The 15,972-nt window shown below is 56.6% G+C and carries 14 protein-coding genes; 5 read left to right on the top strand and 9 right to left on the bottom strand.

The window, feature by feature from the left end; all coding sequences use genetic code 11:
• Positions 1–142: 142 nt before the first annotated feature.
• Positions 143–1,042 carry a polysaccharide deacetylase family protein gene (locus HL45_RS16335; protein WP_049972259.1) on the bottom strand — a complete coding sequence of 300 codons (900 nt, stop codon included), beginning with the start codon at positions 1,040–1,042 and terminating at the stop codon, positions 143–145.
• Between the two features lie 149 nt (positions 1,043–1,191).
• Here HL45_RS16335 and HL45_RS16330 point away from each other — a divergent pair, with 149 nt between their 5' ends.
• The 3 genes from HL45_RS16330 (at position 1,192) to HL45_RS16320 (ending at position 4,323) form a co-directional block, all read left to right on the top strand.
• The gene (locus HL45_RS16330) at positions 1,192–2,184 is read left to right on the top strand and encodes an asparaginase (protein ID WP_049972258.1); all 993 of its coding nucleotides are present in this window, start codon (positions 1,192–1,194) and stop codon (positions 2,182–2,184) included.
• Between the two features lie 133 nt (positions 2,185–2,317).
• The gene (locus tag HL45_RS16325) at positions 2,318–2,920 is read left to right on the top strand and encodes a hypothetical protein (RefSeq protein ID WP_049972257.1); all 603 of its coding nucleotides are present in this window, start codon (positions 2,318–2,320) and stop codon (positions 2,918–2,920) included.
• A 191-nt stretch (positions 2,921–3,111) separates the two neighbouring features.
• Positions 3,112–4,323, top strand: coding sequence for an inorganic phosphate transporter (locus HL45_RS16320; protein WP_049972256.1), 1,212 nt, complete (start codon positions 3,112–3,114; stop codon positions 4,321–4,323).
• A 6-nt stretch (positions 4,324–4,329) separates the two neighbouring features.
• Here the strand turns inward: HL45_RS16320 and HL45_RS16315 are convergent, their stop codons facing one another.
• The 8 genes from HL45_RS16315 to HL45_RS16280 all read right to left on the bottom strand — a co-directional run bounded on the left by HL45_RS16315 (position 4,330) and on the right by HL45_RS16280 (position 13,122).
• Complete coding sequence (locus HL45_RS16315; RefSeq protein ID WP_049972255.1) at positions 4,330–5,478, bottom strand: NAD(P)/FAD-dependent oxidoreductase; 1,149 nt, start codon at positions 5,476–5,478, stop codon at positions 4,330–4,332.
• Between the two features lie 105 nt (positions 5,479–5,583).
• Positions 5,584–6,288, bottom strand: a complete 705-nt coding sequence (locus HL45_RS16310) for an ABC transporter ATP-binding protein (protein WP_049972254.1) — start codon at positions 6,286–6,288, stop codon at positions 5,584–5,586.
• 112 nt (positions 6,289–6,400) lie between these two features.
• The gene (locus HL45_RS16305; protein ID WP_049972253.1) at positions 6,401–7,156 is read right to left on the bottom strand and encodes an ABC transporter ATP-binding protein; all 756 of its coding nucleotides are present in this window, start codon (positions 7,154–7,156) and stop codon (positions 6,401–6,403) included.
• Complete coding sequence (locus HL45_RS16300) at positions 7,153–8,196, bottom strand: branched-chain amino acid ABC transporter permease (protein ID WP_049972252.1); 1,044 nt, start codon at positions 8,194–8,196, stop codon at positions 7,153–7,155. The genes HL45_RS16305 and HL45_RS16300 overlap by 4 nt, the downstream gene beginning before the upstream one ends.
• Positions 8,193–9,107: a branched-chain amino acid ABC transporter permease gene (locus tag HL45_RS16295; RefSeq protein WP_049972251.1), complete on the bottom strand. Its 915-nt coding sequence runs from the start codon at positions 9,105–9,107 to the stop codon at positions 8,193–8,195. Before HL45_RS16295 ends, HL45_RS16300 begins: the two co-directional genes overlap by 4 nt.
• A gap of 2 nt (positions 9,108–9,109) precedes the next feature.
• Positions 9,110–10,402, bottom strand: a complete 1,293-nt coding sequence (locus HL45_RS16290) for an ABC transporter substrate-binding protein (protein WP_049972250.1) — start codon at positions 10,400–10,402, stop codon at positions 9,110–9,112.
• Between the two features lie 488 nt (positions 10,403–10,890).
• Positions 10,891–11,679, bottom strand: a complete 789-nt coding sequence (locus HL45_RS16285; protein ID WP_049972249.1) for a DUF6498-containing protein — start codon at positions 11,677–11,679, stop codon at positions 10,891–10,893.
• A gap of 162 nt (positions 11,680–11,841) precedes the next feature.
• Positions 11,842–13,122: an MFS transporter gene (locus HL45_RS16280; protein ID WP_049972248.1), complete on the bottom strand. Its 1,281-nt coding sequence runs from the start codon at positions 13,120–13,122 to the stop codon at positions 11,842–11,844.
• A 630-nt stretch (positions 13,123–13,752) separates the two neighbouring features.
• On the opposite strand from HL45_RS16280, the gene HL45_RS16275 reads away from it, so the two are divergent.
• Both HL45_RS16275 and HL45_RS16270 read left to right on the top strand, forming a co-directional pair.
• Positions 13,753–14,394: a DUF7504 family protein gene (locus HL45_RS16275; RefSeq protein WP_049972247.1), complete on the top strand. Its 642-nt coding sequence runs from the start codon at positions 13,753–13,755 to the stop codon at positions 14,392–14,394.
• 79 nt (positions 14,395–14,473) lie between these two features.
• On the top strand, positions 14,474–15,889 hold the full coding sequence (locus tag HL45_RS16270; protein ID WP_049972246.1) for an ABC transporter permease family protein: 1,416 nt from the start codon (positions 14,474–14,476) through the stop codon (positions 15,887–15,889).
• The last annotated feature ends 83 nt before the right edge of the window (positions 15,890–15,972 follow it).

Genomic DNA, 15,972 nt, shown 5'->3' with positions numbered 1-15,972 from the left:
TTAATACCTCTCAAAGATAGGTTACTCGGGAGAGATATCTTTTTGACGTCGGTACTATAAGAAGTCCGGAGACGGTTCGAGCGGTGTTTTGGCTGTCGGCGTTTCAGCACCCTCGAACGTCCATTATACACCTATCGTCAGTTTATACATACTCCCCTTTGCTTTCGTACACCGACGGGTCGTCCTTGAACTTGTGCGCGATTTCTTCGAGCGTCTTTATTTCGACGTTCTCGTGCCCCTTCACGTACTGAATGAACTCCTCAAGGTGGGGTATCATGTGTGGAAGGCCGTGAAGGTCGGGATGAATTGTCAGCGTGTACACGCCCGCTTTGCGGCGATTGTAGAGAAAGTCGAACTGCCGCTTGTAGTACTGTTCGTACAGCATCGCGGGGTCTTTGTAGCCTGCGTGGTAGTTCGGCTGTTTGACGAACAGCATCGGCGGGATGTCGTCTCGATACCAACTGATGGGGATTTCCACGACGTCGGTTTCCTCACCGTACTGGTAGGGTTCCATCCACGTCTCGGGGGACTGGTCGTACTGTATCTTCTTCCACGAATCGCCCGTCCGCATCCACGTCGGTTCGAACTGCGTCTCCATCAGACTGCTGTCGTAGAGGAAATCGTGTTTCTCCACGAGTTCGGGCGTGTTCTCGCTGTACTCCCACCAACTGGCACGGTGACCAGCAGGTCGCTCTCCCGTGACGTCCTTGATGAGATCGATGGACGCTTCGATTATCGTGTCCTCCTGTTCGCGGTCGAGGTCGGTCGGATTCTCGTGAGAATAGCCGTGAATGCCGATTTCGTGCCCGCCTGCCGCGACGGCCTCGACTTCATCACGGAACGTTTCAATCGTGTGGCCGGGGATGTACCACGACGTATCGACGTTTTCGTCTTCGAAGAGTTGGACGAGTCGAGGAATGCCTTCCTTTCCCGCCGAGATACCTCGGGAGAGGTCTGCGGGCGAATCTTCCCCACCATACGACCCGAGCCAGCCTGCCACACAGTCAGCGTCGATGCCGATTGCGACGTCAATATCACTCATTTGAAGAAGAGAGGACGGTTCGAACGTCCTTAGAAGTATGCCAAACCACGAGCTCCACTCGTACTGCAATAAGTTCCACTCGTAGTACAGTACAAACACGATTTCGACGCAGAAACAGACTATTGTGGCGACGAGCCGATGACTACCCTATGGCCCAGACGATTACGATACTCGGAACCGGCGGCACCATCGCCAGCACCGACGAGACGGGCGGAGCGAAACCGAGCAAAAATAGCGAAGCGCTCGTCGAAGCTGTCCCACAGCTCGCAGACTACGCAGACCTCGACGTGCGCGAAGTCGCCCAACGACCGAGTTTCGACATGGATATTCCGACGCTGGAGGAACTTCGACAGGCGATAGAAGGGGCCGTCGAGGACGATGCCGACGGCATCCTCGTCACCCACGGTACCGACACGATGGAAGAGTCGGCATACTACCTCGATTTAACTCTCGATGTCGGTGTTCCGGTCGTCTTTTCCGGCGCACAACGACGCCCGGACGAAGTCAGTCCAGATGGCCCGGCAAACCTCTTCACGGCGGTTCGAGTGCTTACCGACGACCGAATCCGAAATTCGGGCGGCGTCTACATCGCGTTCGACGAAGAACTGCACGCGGCCCGTGACGTGACGAAGCGACACACGCGAAAGCTCGACGCTTTTGAATCACCCGAGAAAGGGCCGGTTGCGGTAACCACCCGAGGTGCGGTTCGGTGGTACCGAGAACCCGGAAGCTACTCGGTCACTCTCGATGGAACTGGCGAACCATCGGACATCGACGTTCGAATGGTTACATCCGGTGTGGGGGTCGGCGGTGACCAAATCGAAGACGCACTCGACGCCGGAGTCGATGGACTGGTGGTCGAGGGAACCGGCTTAGGGAACACGACCGCAGCAGTAGGCAATGCCATCGAACAGGCGGTTTCGGCTGGCGTTCCCGTCGTCGTCACGTCACGGTGTTACGCCGGTTCGACGGCAGCGGTGTACGGAACCGACGGCGGTGGCCAAACCCTCGCGGACTACGGAGCGATACACGGTGATGACCTTCCAGCGCACAAGGCACGACTCAAACTGCGCGTGGTTCTACAGCACGTCGATGAGGCGTCTCAAGTACGGCGGTACTTCTCCGGTTACGAAATCCAGTAGCAGGCAGTCGCCGCGCGGAGCGATAGATTCGATCCAACCGTCTCAAATCGTTCTGGTACTGGCAGAGAACCCACGATCCGACGAGACGGCACAAATCTATTTGTCGTTGCCGTTACAATGATACTCGGTACACGTGACTACGAACACGCAGACGGAAGGGACAAAGACGGTCGAGCAGGGACTTCGATATGCGATTGGGTTCGTGTTCATCGAGGGGCTTCGTCGCCGGAATCCGGGGGCAGTCGTCAACGCGGCCATCGCGCTCGCGGCGACCTGCCTCCCAGACATCATCGAACGACGGTACGACGTTACGTTCAGGCCGTGGCAACGTCTGTATTCGAATACCGCGATGCTCACTCATTCTGTCGGGATGCTCGGGCCATACGACGACGTGTGGTGGTGGGATCATCTCACTCACACCCATTCCTCGACGCTTCTCAGTGGACTCGTCTACGCCGCTTCGCGCCGCGAGGGCCGTAATCCCCGCCCGCGCGTTCTCGCCACCATCGTCGGTATCGGCAGCCTGTGGGAACTCATGGAGTACATCATCCACATGGTCGCGGAGCGCTTCGGTTTCCAACCGATACTGGTGTCCTACGGCAGGTCGGATGTCATTCACGACTTCGTGTTCAACCTTCTCGGTGCGGTTCTCGTCCTCGTATTCGGAGACGGACTTCTTCGAAATCTGTATCAGCGCGTCGATTGCGCTGAATGGAAGGACTCCCAGCAACGGTAGACTGGCAGAACTTTCAACAACAGCAGACAGATATAATTTTCAACAACCGCAGTTGTACTGTACCAATAAAATTGATTCGGTTGGGGAGAAAGTGAGCCATTCCAAAAGAAAGCCAACCTGAGAGAAACACCAGAAAAATACTGATTAGACCTTGACAAAGGACTTAACAAACGATCTCACCTGGTTTATCTATGGTAGAGATACTCTTTGTCGTCGGGCTTGCTGTCGCAATTTTTGTCGGGTTTAATGTCGGCGGTTCGAACACGGGCGTTGCGTTCGGCCCAGCAGTCGGAAGTCAAACCATTTCGAAACTCGGGGCTGCATCTCTCATGAGCATCTGTGCACTTGTCGGCGGCTGGACAGTTGGGCGTAATGTTATCAACACGATGGGTGATAAAATCGTTCCAAGTCGGTTTTTCACGCTCGAAGCGAGTATCGCAGTGCTCTTTTTCATCGGACTCGCGCTCTTTCTCTCGAACATCGTCGGTGTTCCTGCCTCGACCTCGATGACTGGTGTCGGCACGATTGCTGGCCTCGGCCTCGCAACGGATGCACTGAACTGGACAGTGATGGGGGAGATTATCTCGTGGTGGCTCGTCTCGCCGGTAATTGCTTTTTGGGTGAGTGCTGTTATCGGTCGATACTGGTACCCCACTCTTCTCGACTGGTTTGCCATCACGCAGACCAAGGGTGCACTGATTCATATCGAACGCTCGGGCTGGATTGTCCGGCCAGCGCTGGGCCCGAACACGACGATGCGAGAGTTCGTCGGTACCCTGTTGGTTCTCGCCGTCGCCTGTTATACCGCATTTTCGGCCGGTGCATCGAATATGGCGAATGCAATCGCCCCACTCGTCGGCAGCGGTGCGATTGAGATGAACTATGGGATTCTGATTGCGGGGGCTGCCATCGCAGTAGGTGCGTTTACGATTGCTCGACGAACGATAGATACGATGGGGAACGAGCTTACCGATATGCCTCTGCTCGCGGCATTGGTCGTGGCAGTCGTGAGTTCCACACTCATCACCATCCTTTCAGCGCTGGGAATCCCTGCTAGTATCGTCATCGTTTCGACAATGAGTATCGTCGGGCTTGGCTGGGGTCGTGCTACGCGTGTGAAAGAGTACACTCGGCGCTCGACGATGATAGAAGAAGGACCACCGGGAATCACGAGCGGTGCACTTGCTGTAGACACTGAAGACACACCGACGATTGATGAAGCCAGAAAGAAAGAGACTCACACCTCGTCGGCTACTGAAGCGGATAGCAACCCACTCCCTGCCGTCGATGCACTGTACAAACCGTGGACGACTGCCCGCGTTATCGCCATGCAGAACATCGTTCCGGGGATTGCGACAGTCTCTGCGTATCTGTTGTTCGAGTTCGTTCCGCTCTTCAGTTAGACCGATTCAGGCGACGTTTCGTTCGACGAACTCGCTCCCACGTTCGAAACGACGACTCGACAGTGAGTCGATATCGACAAGCGAAGCGTTGCCATCGACGCACAGTTCGGCGACCAACTGCCCAGTCGCCGGAGCATGCTGGAAACCGTGGCCTGAAAACCCAGCAGCAGTAACAAATCCGGGGATGGTTTCTTCGATGATAGGGTGGTGATCGGGCGTCACTGCGTACAATCCCGCCCATCCCCTCCGGATGCGTGAATCGCCGTCGAAGTACGCCGTGTAGTCCGCCGCGTGTTCGACAGCAGTGGCTGCCCACTCGATGGCCATCGAATCCGAGTAGGCGTCTGGGTCTACGTTGGTGTCCTCGTCATCGAAATGACCGCCGACGATTGCGGCTCCATCTCGTTCCGGACGGAAATACGACCCAGTGTCGAGGTCGATGGTCAACGGATGATCTTCTGGAATCGGCTGTGTCGGGTCGACTATCGCTATCTGTCGCCGCCGGGGGTGAATCGGCAGGTCAACTCCCGCCATCGAAGCGAGGTTCGCCGCCCATGCACCGGAAGCGTTGACGACGTAATCCGCATCGAGTTTTCCAGCGTCCGTCTCGACTCCGGTGACACCCGATTCGTCGGTGAGGACATCCCGGACGACAGTTTTCGTTCGAATATCGACGCCGAGTTCACGTGCCTTCGTCGCATATCCCTGCACTGCGAGATTTGGGTCCGCATAGCCGTCCGTCGCATTGTAGGTTGCGCCAACGAAACGATTCGAACGAAGGCCCGGACAGTAGTCGGTAGCCGCCGACGGTGAGAGGTACTCGCTTTCGATACCGAGGGAGTTCTGCATTGCCACGTTTTCACGGAACTGCGTCGCTGTCTCCTCAGTCCGTGCAAGGAAGAGATAGCCGGACTTCCGATATGCGATGTCAACCCCGAACTCCTCGGTGAACGTATCCCAGACTTCTCGGCTCGCCACTGACAAACGGGCATTGATGTCAGTCGAGAACTGCATCCTGATACCGCCAGCAGAGCGGGCGGTGCTTTCCATGCCGATAGAACCCTTTTCACAAAGAGTAACGTCCATACCCGCTTGTGCAAGGTAATATGCGGATGATAGGCCGACAATCCCTCCGCCGATAACGATGACGTCCATATGTACAGACACAGTATTCCGAAGCGAAATAAGTTTACTGTGGGCATATGTCACGATAGCAGTTGGTAAGGGAGAGAGGGTGGATAAAACAGCAATTTGGAACGGTCAGCCACCAAGAAACTGTCTACGAACCTCCTCGTCGTTGAGCAGTTCATTCCCGGAACCTTCGTAGCGATTCTCTCCTTGTGCCAGCACGTAGCCACGGTCACAGCGACGCAACGCTTCCTTGGCGTTCTGCTCGACCATTAAAATGGCCGTTCCAGCCTCGTTGACTGCGTCCACACGGTCGAACATCTCCGTGACGAGATCCGGTGCAAGACCGGCCGAGGGTTCGTCAAGCAAGAGGAGGTCTGGGTCAAGCATCAGTGCACAGCCCATTGCAAGCATCTGCTGTTGGCCGCCGGACATCGTTCCGGCCCGCTGGTCGAGACGTTCAGCGAGAATCGGAAAACGGTCGAAGACCGCTTGACGGCGCTCTTCAGGAATGTCGTCGAGGATGTAGGCCCCCAGTCGGAGGTTCTCCGTCACGGTTAGTGAGGGAAAGATGTTGGCCGTTTGGGGGACATAGCTCAACCCTTGATCAATGACCGATTCGGGCGGCAAATCGGAAATATCCGTTCCATCGAAGGTTATACTACCGCCGAGACGGTCAGCAATGCCAAAAACGGCTTTCATCGCCGTGGACTTTCCAGCACCGTTTGGCCCGACGATGGTAACGTATTCGCCAGCTTCGACGTCGAGGTCAATGTCGGAGAGTATCTGCAGGTCGCCGTAGCCAGCGTCGAGTTGTGAAACGTCAAGCAACGTCATGCGACCATCTCCGTTTTCGATTGGGAGATACTGGGCGCATACTGCCAGCAGTAAATGGACGGTGACTGCAGTCGCGGTTCAGCACGTTCGTCAGTGTGTTGTATATCCATTGTTACTCTCCAAGGTAGGCTTCGATGACACGCTCGTCGGACAGCACTTCCTCGGGAACGCCTTCCACGAGAAGGCGTCCCTGTTCAAGCACGATTAGACGGTCAACCAGTTCGGTCAGCGTTTCGAGTTCGTGTTCGATGATGACGATGGTCATTCCTTCGTCGTTGAGGTCACGAATACGGTCGGCGATTTCTTGAGTCAGCGTCGGATTCACTCCCGCAAAGGGTTCATCCAGTAAGAGGAGTTCCGGGTCGAGCATCAGCACCCGAGCCATTTCGAGGAGCTTTCGCTGCCCACCCGAGAGATTACTGCTGTACTCGTCAGCGAGATGGTCGAGTTCAAACGCGTCGATCAGTTCGTCTGCGCGACGACGAACCCTCTGTTCTTGCTCCTGCATCGACCCAGTCTGCAACAGTGCGGGAATGGTACGCTCCCCACGTTGGCCGGGTGCGGCGAGCCGTACATTGTCTCGAACCGTCATCGTTTCTAGTTCCCGCGTATGCTGGAAGGTTCGAACGAGTCCGGCTTGGGCGAGCGACTCGGGCGAGTCACCAGTAATCTCCTCGCCATCGAAGGTGACCTGTCCATCGTCGGGGGGGACGACGCCACTGATGCAGTTAAAGAACGTTGATTTCCCTGCACCGTTTGGTCCCATCACACCGACGAGCTCGTTACGTTCGATGGAGGTAGACAGTTCGTCGAGGGCGCGAAGGCCACCGAACTCCTTACTAAGACCCTCGACGTCGAGTAGCGTCACGAATCCACCCCCAACTCTTTCGCGTTGCCCCAAATGCCAGCTGGCCGGTAGCGAATAACGATTATCAGTATCATGCCGACGACGACGAGTCGAATGGACGCAAATGCGTCAGCGGACACTGGCGCAACGCCGAGCGCGAACCGTGATAGCAGGCGAAGCCCCATGATAATCGCAAGCCCTGCCAACACCGCGCGGTTGTTAGCGGCACCACCGAGTAGCATTCCAATCCAGACGGTCACCGTTACCTGAATGGTGAAATACCCCGGAGCGACCGCACCGTTGTAGAGTGCGAACAGACCGCCAGCAAGTCCCGCAAGTGCGGCACCGTAGACGAACGATTGCATCTTGTAGGTGAACGTAGCCTTGCCAACCGACCGCGTAACCAGTTCGTCCGCTCGGATGGCCCGTAACACCCGGCCATACGGTGCGTCGGTCAACCGGGTGACGACAGTAAAGGTGAGCGCAGCGAAACCGCCAATGAGAAGGAGTGTCGCTAGCAACGTGGTATCAGCATCGCCAGCAAACTCTTTTACTGGCTGTGGCACACCAAGAATACCGACGTTACCGCCGAATATTCCGCGGAAATTGATGAACAACGTGTGAAATATTTCCGCGGTCGCAAGCGTTGCGATGGCGAGAAAATCGTCTCGCAGACGGAGAGAGGTAGCGCCAACGATAGCACCGAGTAGTGCCGCAGCGACGACGCCGACGACTAGCGTCAGCGGCCACGGGAATCCTAATCCGATACCGGCGAAGGTATCTTGGGCCGACAACATCGCCACGGTATATGCGCCGACGGCGAAAAAGACCACGTGACCGAAATTGACGAGTCCTGTGTGGCCGTACTGGAGGTTGAGTCCCAGCACTAGTATTCCGTAGATAACGAACAGTATTCCAACCTCGAAAAAGACGTAGAGTCCGCTCGGAAGCGTCGTACGTAACGGGGTGAGCGTGAGTAGCGCCCCCAATACGATGCAGATACCTCCAAAGAGGAGTGCTCTTTCTGAATCGCTTTTGGGGAGACGGTCGGCAACACTCATGCTTCTCGTACCTCCTGTCCCGCGATACCACTCGGCTTGACTAGCAGAACAACCACCAGAACGAGGAATGCAATCGCTGACGAAATGCCAGTCATTCCCGCGGGGAGGAACGCCACCGACAGTGCCAGCATGAGGCCGATAACGTACGACCCCGCAATGGCACCGTATGGACTCCCAGCACCACCAAGAATGGCAGCGGACAGTATCTGTAGAATGTGATTGAAGCCAGTTCCGGCACTGACACTTGTCTGGACACCGATAAGGACTCCTGCTAGACCCGCAAGTACTCCGGCCAGCACCCAGACGCTATCCCGAATCATCTGCGTGTCGATGCCACGGACGCGGGCTAAATTTTCGTCGTCGCCCATCGCTCGCATCGCGATACCGACGTCCGTCCGTGTCAGCAGTGTGTGCAACCCGAGGAAGACGACGACTGCGCTTCCGATAACCAAAAGCTGCTGGGTGGTGATGAAGAGGTCACCGAGTAGATTCACCGACCCAACTGAAAGCTCCGGCAAGTTCTCCATTCTGAACGTCGCTACTTCGGTGTCAAAGTAACGGCCACTTCGCCCGGCAGTCAGGCGGATACCGTTCCGTAGCACCAGTCCCAATCCGATTGACGTCAACAGCATCGGCACGGGCCCGGTTTCGTTGATCGGAGTGAAAAACAGCCGAGCGAGAACGAGGCTCACAGCACCGCTCGCAACCATTGCAACGAAGACCGCGATTGGGAGCGGCATCGGGAGCATACCAGCGGTGACGACGCCGACGAATGCCCCGATAGTGAGATACTCGCCGTAGGCGAAGTTTATCATGTTCACAATCCCGTATATGAGGGTGAACCCGATTGCGGCGATTGCGATGTATGAACCAGTTACGAGGCCAAAGATGATGTTCTGTGCAAGTCCCATATTTAGTATTGATCTTCGCTAACGAACTCGCGCAGGTCTTCTGCCGGTATGACCTCCTGCTCGGCGAACGTCCCATCCTGTGCTGTGTTGATACTCACCGATCCAAACACATTACCGAAGTTGGTGAAGCTCATAAATGTTGCCGCACCGCGGTAAACGATCTCTTCGTCGTTTCCTAACGCTTCTTTCCCCTCGGCGAACGTGGCAACTTCGGTGCCGTCACCGCGGGTAACCGGCCCAAGATTTCGTTCGATTGCTTCTGCACTCGCTTCACCCGCTCTCTCGACGGCTAATGCAGTAACTTGAATCGCATCCCACGCTGGAGCAGTCCACGCGTTCAGTTCGGCGTCACCTGCACCCTCATAGGCTTCGAGAAACGTATCGTAGTTCGGGCCAGACTGACCGGGACTAGCGGCCCATGCACCGTTCAGATCGCCACCGACCTGTTTGGCGAGTTCATTTTGCGAGAGTGGGTCTGAGAGAATCGGTTGCCGCCCGTAACCGCCGTCGGCCCAATCGGAGAGGAGCGTGATTGCATCTTCCAGCGGGATGCTCACGGCAAATGCGCTAAACTCAGTTCCAAACAAGCGGTCGAGGGCAGACTGGTAGCTCGACTCTCCTTGGCTGACCTCGACTTGGTTTGCGACCGTTCCGCCACCGTTCTCGTATGACGTGATGAAGCCATCAGCCCAGCTTCGTGCTCCTTCCGTGGTTCCATTTATTACACCAATCGTGGTGTGATCCTGTTCGAGTGCACGCTTTGCAGCACCGGCCGTGTGAACGGTATCGCTAATAACGGTTCGCCAGAGCCACTCATCGTCGTCGATATTTTCCGAGGTGCCTTTGTCACCGCCCCGGGTATCGAGGAAATTTGAACCGGGCCATGGCGTCACGATGGGTGTCTGTTGTTCTTGCAAAAAGTTGAACAGTGGGTTGATTTCGCTAGAAAACAGCCCGAGAAGAGCCACCGCATCGTCGTTATCGAGCAGTTGGGTAACCACAGACCGAGCCTCCTGTGGGTTGACCGCGGTGTCACGTCGAACGACCTCTAATTGGGAATCCAACGGTCCGTCAGCGCTGTTGATACCCTCGACGGCGACGTCAGTAGCCTGAGAGACGCCAGGCTGGAGAAAATCCCACTGGCCGGTCTGCGCTGCAGGCTGTCCGAAGACGATTGTATCCGAACCACCGCTCCCGCCGAACCCGAGGCAGCCGGCTGTGGCGGTGAGTCCACTAGCGCCAGCAAACTTGAGAAACGTTCTCCTGCTTGCATTTTCTATGCTATTTGGTATCATCACACTTGAGATGCACAAACTAGTGATATATAGCTTTACCTCTCTATGATGGAAAAATTGTTTTTACTTTTGGGAATATTACAATAGCTACTTAATGGCCAGACCACCTTATTGTAGGTGTCATATCTATAAATAATACATGAATAGAGAAATCAGAGTACAGAAATAGAAAGTCAGAGCCGCCACGTGTGCATGATGAGTTAATACAGATCGAATGCTTCGAAGTCTAACTCCAAGACAGTCCACATCGTAGTGAACTCTTCCCCGGAATCGGGAAGATATTCGATGATACTTCGATGAGCGCCAAACTCGCTGCTGGTCGTCTGGAATGTGTCGAGAAAAACCGATTGTCGAATTCGGAACCTGTCCTGTGCACCAAACTGATTTTCAGTTTCGACTACTCTTGGCGATACTATGCGTTAACACACCGTTTCCAGTAAAACGATGGGGGAGGGTACCCCCATCTCGCCCTCGATTCGAGATTGGGGTTACTCTGGGAACATCGACCGCAGCGAGGAAGGCACCAAACATGCAGCGAGGCCGCTAGGCTCTACGGCGTGTTCGGCCTGAAATCGCACCCATTCGAGCCAGAGCTTCGAGAGCACGAACCCGCCGAAGAGGATGGCTCCCGTGACGACCTCGGCAACCGGTCGGGAGGTTGCGCTGAGAAAGAACGCACCGACGAACGCGAACGCCAAAATCCACGCGAAGGTAACGACGCAGAACAGTCCCGTAAAGTAAAACGGTGGCGTGAGAACCTCATCGGGCGATAAATCCCTATATCGACGTGGTCGAAAGTAGTTCCGATAGGCATACGTGAGGTGTGCAATCACGATTCCCAGTGCCGATACGAACGCGATGGGATTCGTGAGGGTCGAGAGCCACGAGAGAATCGAGTCGTGTGGCGCAAGCGTGCTGAGAATCAGTACACCGGCACAGAGCAGACAAACACACATGACGAGTGCTCCTCGTCCGACGAACCCCACGTTTCGAAGATGGACTGCGGGGAGCGCTCGATGGAGTTGTATCGAGGGGAGCGAATCGAACACACTGTTGTCATACAGGTTCTCGACGGTCTGCTCTTGCTGTGCGAACAGGGCACAGCCACAGTAGACGAGAAACAGCGTCAACAGTTCGAACCAGTACAGGAGGTACACCGAATGAAGGCGAACACCACTGTTGGGGAGCACGAGGCCAGCGAACGGGAGCGCATTGGCGACGAGAACCGGGAAGAAGTCGCCGAAAGAGACACTTCCGTCTCTGCGGGTATCTGCCATCCCTAACTTCAGCTTGTTGGAATGGTGATAAAGACAATACATCTCTCCCCACGAACGCCGCTAAACAAATCCAACCTGTACGCCCTCATGCAGTGAATGCGCCAGTTGCTGTGGGATTTCGGAACACCACGGACATAGAAACAAAAAGACAGTGTCGTAGGGTCACGATTCGACACTCGGGAGAAAGTCGCCAGTTTCCCGGTGGACGCCGCCGAGGAGGATAATCGCCGCTACGAGTGGGAGGGCCGCACAGGAGAGGTAGATAGGCTCGAAGCCGATACTCTCGACCAGCGGAAGCGTAACAATTGGGCCGAATCCGCCGCCAATATCGCCGAAGACGTTGTTCGTTCCCACGGCGCGCCCCATCTCACCGTCGGGTACGAGGTCGCCCAACAGCGCCATCAGCGGCCCGCTCGTTCCGCCCTGTCCGATACCGACGAACAGACAGGCGACAACCAGCGTCGGTATCGAATCCGCGAAGGTAAAGAGAACGAATCCGAGCGACGTGGCAGTTAAAAAACAGAGGAGTATCGGGACGCGCGACTGCTTGCGATCGCTCACGTAGCCGCCGAAGTACATCGAGACGCCCGCGGCGACGACGGTGATACCCATGAAAATGCCCGATGACCCCTGCGCGTCGAACCCGAAGACGCTGAGCTGATTCTGGTCGAGAAAGACGACGAGCGTGGCGAACAGCGCACCGATGTAGACGAACAAGACGGCGAAATTCACTAAACCGACCGTGAGCGCTGGGAGACTCGTGTTGATGTCCCACGGCTTGACCGACTTGTCTATTCCACCCTCGACGTGCGTTTCGGGAACCGTCACGTAGGCGACGATGCTGGCGAAAAAGGCGAAGACGGTGGCGACGGCGAAGGCGACGACGGTTCCGGAGAGTTCGCTTACGACGCCGCCTATCACCACTCCAGTCGGAAATCCGAAGAGGACGCCGCCTCTGATGAGTCCCATGTTCGCCCCGCGCGAGCCGCCGTCGCTGACGTCGGCGGCAATCGTGTACGCGGTCGCAAAGACGAGCGCGCTCCCGACGCCCCAGAGGAGCCGAGCCGCCATGAACCACGCTTCCGGAATCGGAGCGAGCATGGCGAACACGTACCCAAAGGTGGCGAATCCCTGCACGAACATCCCGATGACGAACGGCTTTCTCGTTCCGATTCGGTCTACGAGACTCCCAGCCGGTGCGTTTGCAAGGAGCCGCGAGAACCGATTCGCGCTCAGAATTATCCCGACCAGAAACGGGGAGATACCGAGAACTGCACCGAGGTTCGGTAAGATGGGAAAAATCACGCCACCGCCGAAGCCGATGAAGAACGTGCTGACGATGACCGCACCGATGACGACGTACTGACCGCCGACCGCTCTCTCAAGTCGGGTGGACAGTCGCTCGACGGCCTCGTGCAGACGTTTCGGGAGCAGCCTCACCATCGTTTCCGAGCAGATGCTCGTCTCGTCGCCCTCACCGAATCAGTGTAACTCGTCGGTTCTGTGAGATTCGTCACGGGAACAACAAGAGAGAATCGAGAGCGCGTTCTATTCGTATTCATCTCTCACTAGTTGCGGAAATATCCCAAAAAGGATTCGGAACCGTCGTGCGGAGTACTGTATGCTCGCAGTCAGGACAAAAATATCGTCGGCACATATATCATCAGACGATTATACTCCGAACGATTCGACAAAAGCGTCGGTCGGCGGCACCTACGGAATCCCTCGAAGAGTGGTTACAGAGTTGCCATACTGCAGGCGACAGTTCCGATTTGACGAAAGTTATATACGATGTCGAAAAGACGCCTAGACAGTTCGGTTCGACCTTTCTTTCTTCCGAAGGCGCCCGGTCAGCACGCATCCTTCGGCGAGATTGCAGTGCGAACAGTATGCATCTCTACCCATGAAATGCCTTCCATCTTCGGAATACGGTGCAGTGCTTGAAAAGTCGGTTGATGTGGAACCGTTGAACGCCGCGACGAAAACGGCGAGAGTGGAAGCAATCGTCGGGCGGGGTTGCCACCGTATTCGACACGTTCCATCCGCCACAGCGTTCCAACTAGCAAGGAAACGATGACCACATCCAACCCTATCGACTCCTATTTCGAGGAGACCATCGTTGACGACCTCCCGTCGATGATCGATTCGGAAGCGGTTTTTCTCCTCACGGGGTCGGTAGAACACCACCGAACCCTTCTCGGATTGTGGTTGCTCGAACGATGTCGGAGTGAATCGGACTCCATCAGCCTCGTAACGACGGAACTGTCCGCCGAGACGCTCACCACCAAATACATTCCGGACGAACGAAGTAGATTGCCCGCACTCGGAATCGTGGATACGACATCGAAACACGAGAGTCTCACAGTGGTGTATCAACCGACGCCGACCATCTACACGCCGCGACACGGCGACGTAACTCGAACGTCGCTCGCAATCTCGGAACTGGACGACGTTCTCTCTCACCGGGATGGGAGGCGACATTTGCTCGTTTCGTCGTTCAGTTCGATTCTAGCCGACACGACCCTCGAACAGGCGTCTCGGTTCGTCGATTCGGTCACGGGGGAATCCACCGATTTCGGCTGTACGCTGCTAGACATCGATTTTGCGGCACACGATGAGGAAACGCTGACGGCACTCCGCCAAAAAGCGGACGGTATCATCTGGGCCGAAAAGCGGACCAACGGAACGCTGTCGGTGGAGTACGACCGACTGTAGCGGAACGACGAACGAACCGTCACGCCGGATGTTCCTTCGACAACTACAACAGCAGTGCGCCACGAACTATCCATATTCGATGGCCAGAAACGAGTCTCCTTGGCACGCGACCGCCCGGTCGCTCGGAAGCGCCATACTCGGGTGTCTCTTCGGCCTGACGCTCATCGACGTCGTCATTGCGAGCAACGCGGCCGTTGGGCTTTCCGACGCTTCGAGCGGAACACTTGCAGTACCGCAGTGGTTGTACTTGGCAACCGGCGGCGCGGTAATCGGCGCGTCTGCCCTCTTGGCGAGCGTCGTCACCGACCGGGAGTTCATTCGGTCGGTTCACGACTGGCGGAAACCGGTTTCGACAGGACTGCCGCTTCGGCAGGGAATCCGCTATCTCGCTCGGTTCATCGGTGTCGCCGGGCTGGTAATAATCGTCTATCGGGGGCTCGTCGGGCCGCAGGTTCCGACCGCGAACGCCGCTGTCATCCTCGTGTTCGCGGGGGTTCGCGCGGGGTTGACGATGTTCGTCTACCTCGTCGGAAACGTCTGGCCCGCCCTGAACCCGTGGCGGACGATAGCCGAACTGCTTCCCACCCTCAACCGTCAGTATCCGAGCCGCATCGGGCGATGGCCAGCAGTCGTCGGACTGCTGGCCCTCGTGTGGCTAGAGACGGTGACGCCGGTCAACAAGGAACCGGCTTTGCTCGCAACCGCGATTTGCGCGTATTCCGTCGTCACGCTCGCCGGAGCGCTCGTCTACACGCCGAAATCGTGGTTTTCCAACGCCGACCCGCTGTCGGTGACGTTCCGGTTCTACGGAAGCGTCGGGCCGCTCAACTGGTCGGAAAACGGTATCACGCTCCGTCCGCCGGGGTTCGATCTCCCCGAATCCGGAATCGTGTCCAGTCGGGCCGACATCGCGTTCGTCGTCGCGCTGATTTGGGAACTCACGTTCAGCGGGTTCGTCACGACGACGACCGGCGTCGAGTTCGTTAGGACTGTCGTCGGATGGGGACTCCCGCCGCTCGTTGTCTACGCCGTGCTGTTCGTCGGGGGCTACCTGCTCTTCCTCGGAGCCTTCCGGCTGGCAGCACAGTTCGCCCGAAAAACCGGTGAAACCTACCTCACGCCGCGAACGATGGCCGTCCAGTTTGCGCCGCCCCTGTTGGCCATCGCCGCGGGGTACCACCTTGCACACTACTTCGGCTTTTTCGTCTCGCTGCTTCCGTCGTTCATCAACTCGGTGGTTTCGCCGTTCTCGCCGCCAGCGAACCCACTCGTGTTGACCCTTCCGGGGTGGTTCGGCGCGCTTACCATCGCGTTCATTCTCGCCGGCCACGTGCTCTCGGTCTGGTTCGCGCACGCGGAAGCCTACGCGACGTTTCCGAGTCGAATCCAGGCGGTTCGAAGCCAGTATCCCTTCGTCGTCGTCATGATTGCCTACACCGTCATCAGTTTGTGGCTCATCTCGCTTCCAACGGCAAACCCGGCGTTCGTGTCGTGAGGTGTCGTGGAAAGTCGTATTGCGAGGACTTGTTTGATGAGGAGTCGTTTCGTGAAAACCCGTTTTGGACAGGTTCGCTCGGT

Origin of the sequence: Haladaptatus cibarius D43, from assembly GCF_000710615.1 — an archaeon.
In the GTDB taxonomy this organism is placed as follows: Archaea; Halobacteriota; Halobacteria; order Halobacteriales; family Haladaptataceae; genus Haladaptatus; species Haladaptatus cibarius.
The sequence above is the reverse complement of the archived record's forward strand: the minus strand, read 5'-3'. Positions and strand labels throughout refer to the sequence as shown.

Bases quoted from the DNA above. Each gene is read 5' to 3' on its own strand.
- HL45_RS16335 (WP_049972259.1), bottom strand. From the start codon at position 1,042: ATGAGTGATATTGACGTCGCAATCGGCATCGACGCTGACTGTGTGGCA.
- HL45_RS16330 (WP_049972258.1), top strand. From the start codon at position 1,192: ATGGCCCAGACGATTACGATACTCGGAACCGGCGGCACCATCGCCAGC.
- HL45_RS16320 (WP_049972256.1), top strand. From the start codon at position 3,112: ATGGTAGAGATACTCTTTGTCGTCGGGCTTGCTGTCGCAATTTTTGTC.
- HL45_RS16315 (WP_049972255.1), bottom strand. From the start codon at position 5,478: ATGGACGTCATCGTTATCGGCGGAGGGATTGTCGGCCTATCATCCGCA.
- HL45_RS16310 (WP_049972254.1), bottom strand. From the start codon at position 6,288: ATGACGTTGCTTGACGTTTCACAACTCGACGCTGGCTACGGCGACCTG.
- HL45_RS16300 (WP_049972252.1), bottom strand. From the start codon at position 8,196: ATGAGTGTTGCCGACCGTCTCCCCAAAAGCGATTCAGAAAGAGCACTC.
- HL45_RS16295 (WP_049972251.1), bottom strand. From the start codon at position 9,107: ATGGGACTTGCACAGAACATCATCTTTGGCCTCGTAACTGGTTCATAC.
- HL45_RS16290 (WP_049972250.1), bottom strand. From the start codon at position 10,402: ATGATACCAAATAGCATAGAAAATGCAAGCAGGAGAACGTTTCTCAAG.
- HL45_RS16285 (WP_049972249.1), bottom strand. From the start codon at position 11,679: ATGGCAGATACCCGCAGAGACGGAAGTGTCTCTTTCGGCGACTTCTTC.
- HL45_RS16280 (WP_049972248.1), bottom strand. From the start codon at position 13,122: ATGGTGAGGCTGCTCCCGAAACGTCTGCACGAGGCCGTCGAGCGACTG.
- HL45_RS16275 (WP_049972247.1), top strand. From the start codon at position 13,753: ATGACCACATCCAACCCTATCGACTCCTATTTCGAGGAGACCATCGTT.
- HL45_RS16270 (WP_049972246.1), top strand. From the start codon at position 14,474: ATGGCCAGAAACGAGTCTCCTTGGCACGCGACCGCCCGGTCGCTCGGA.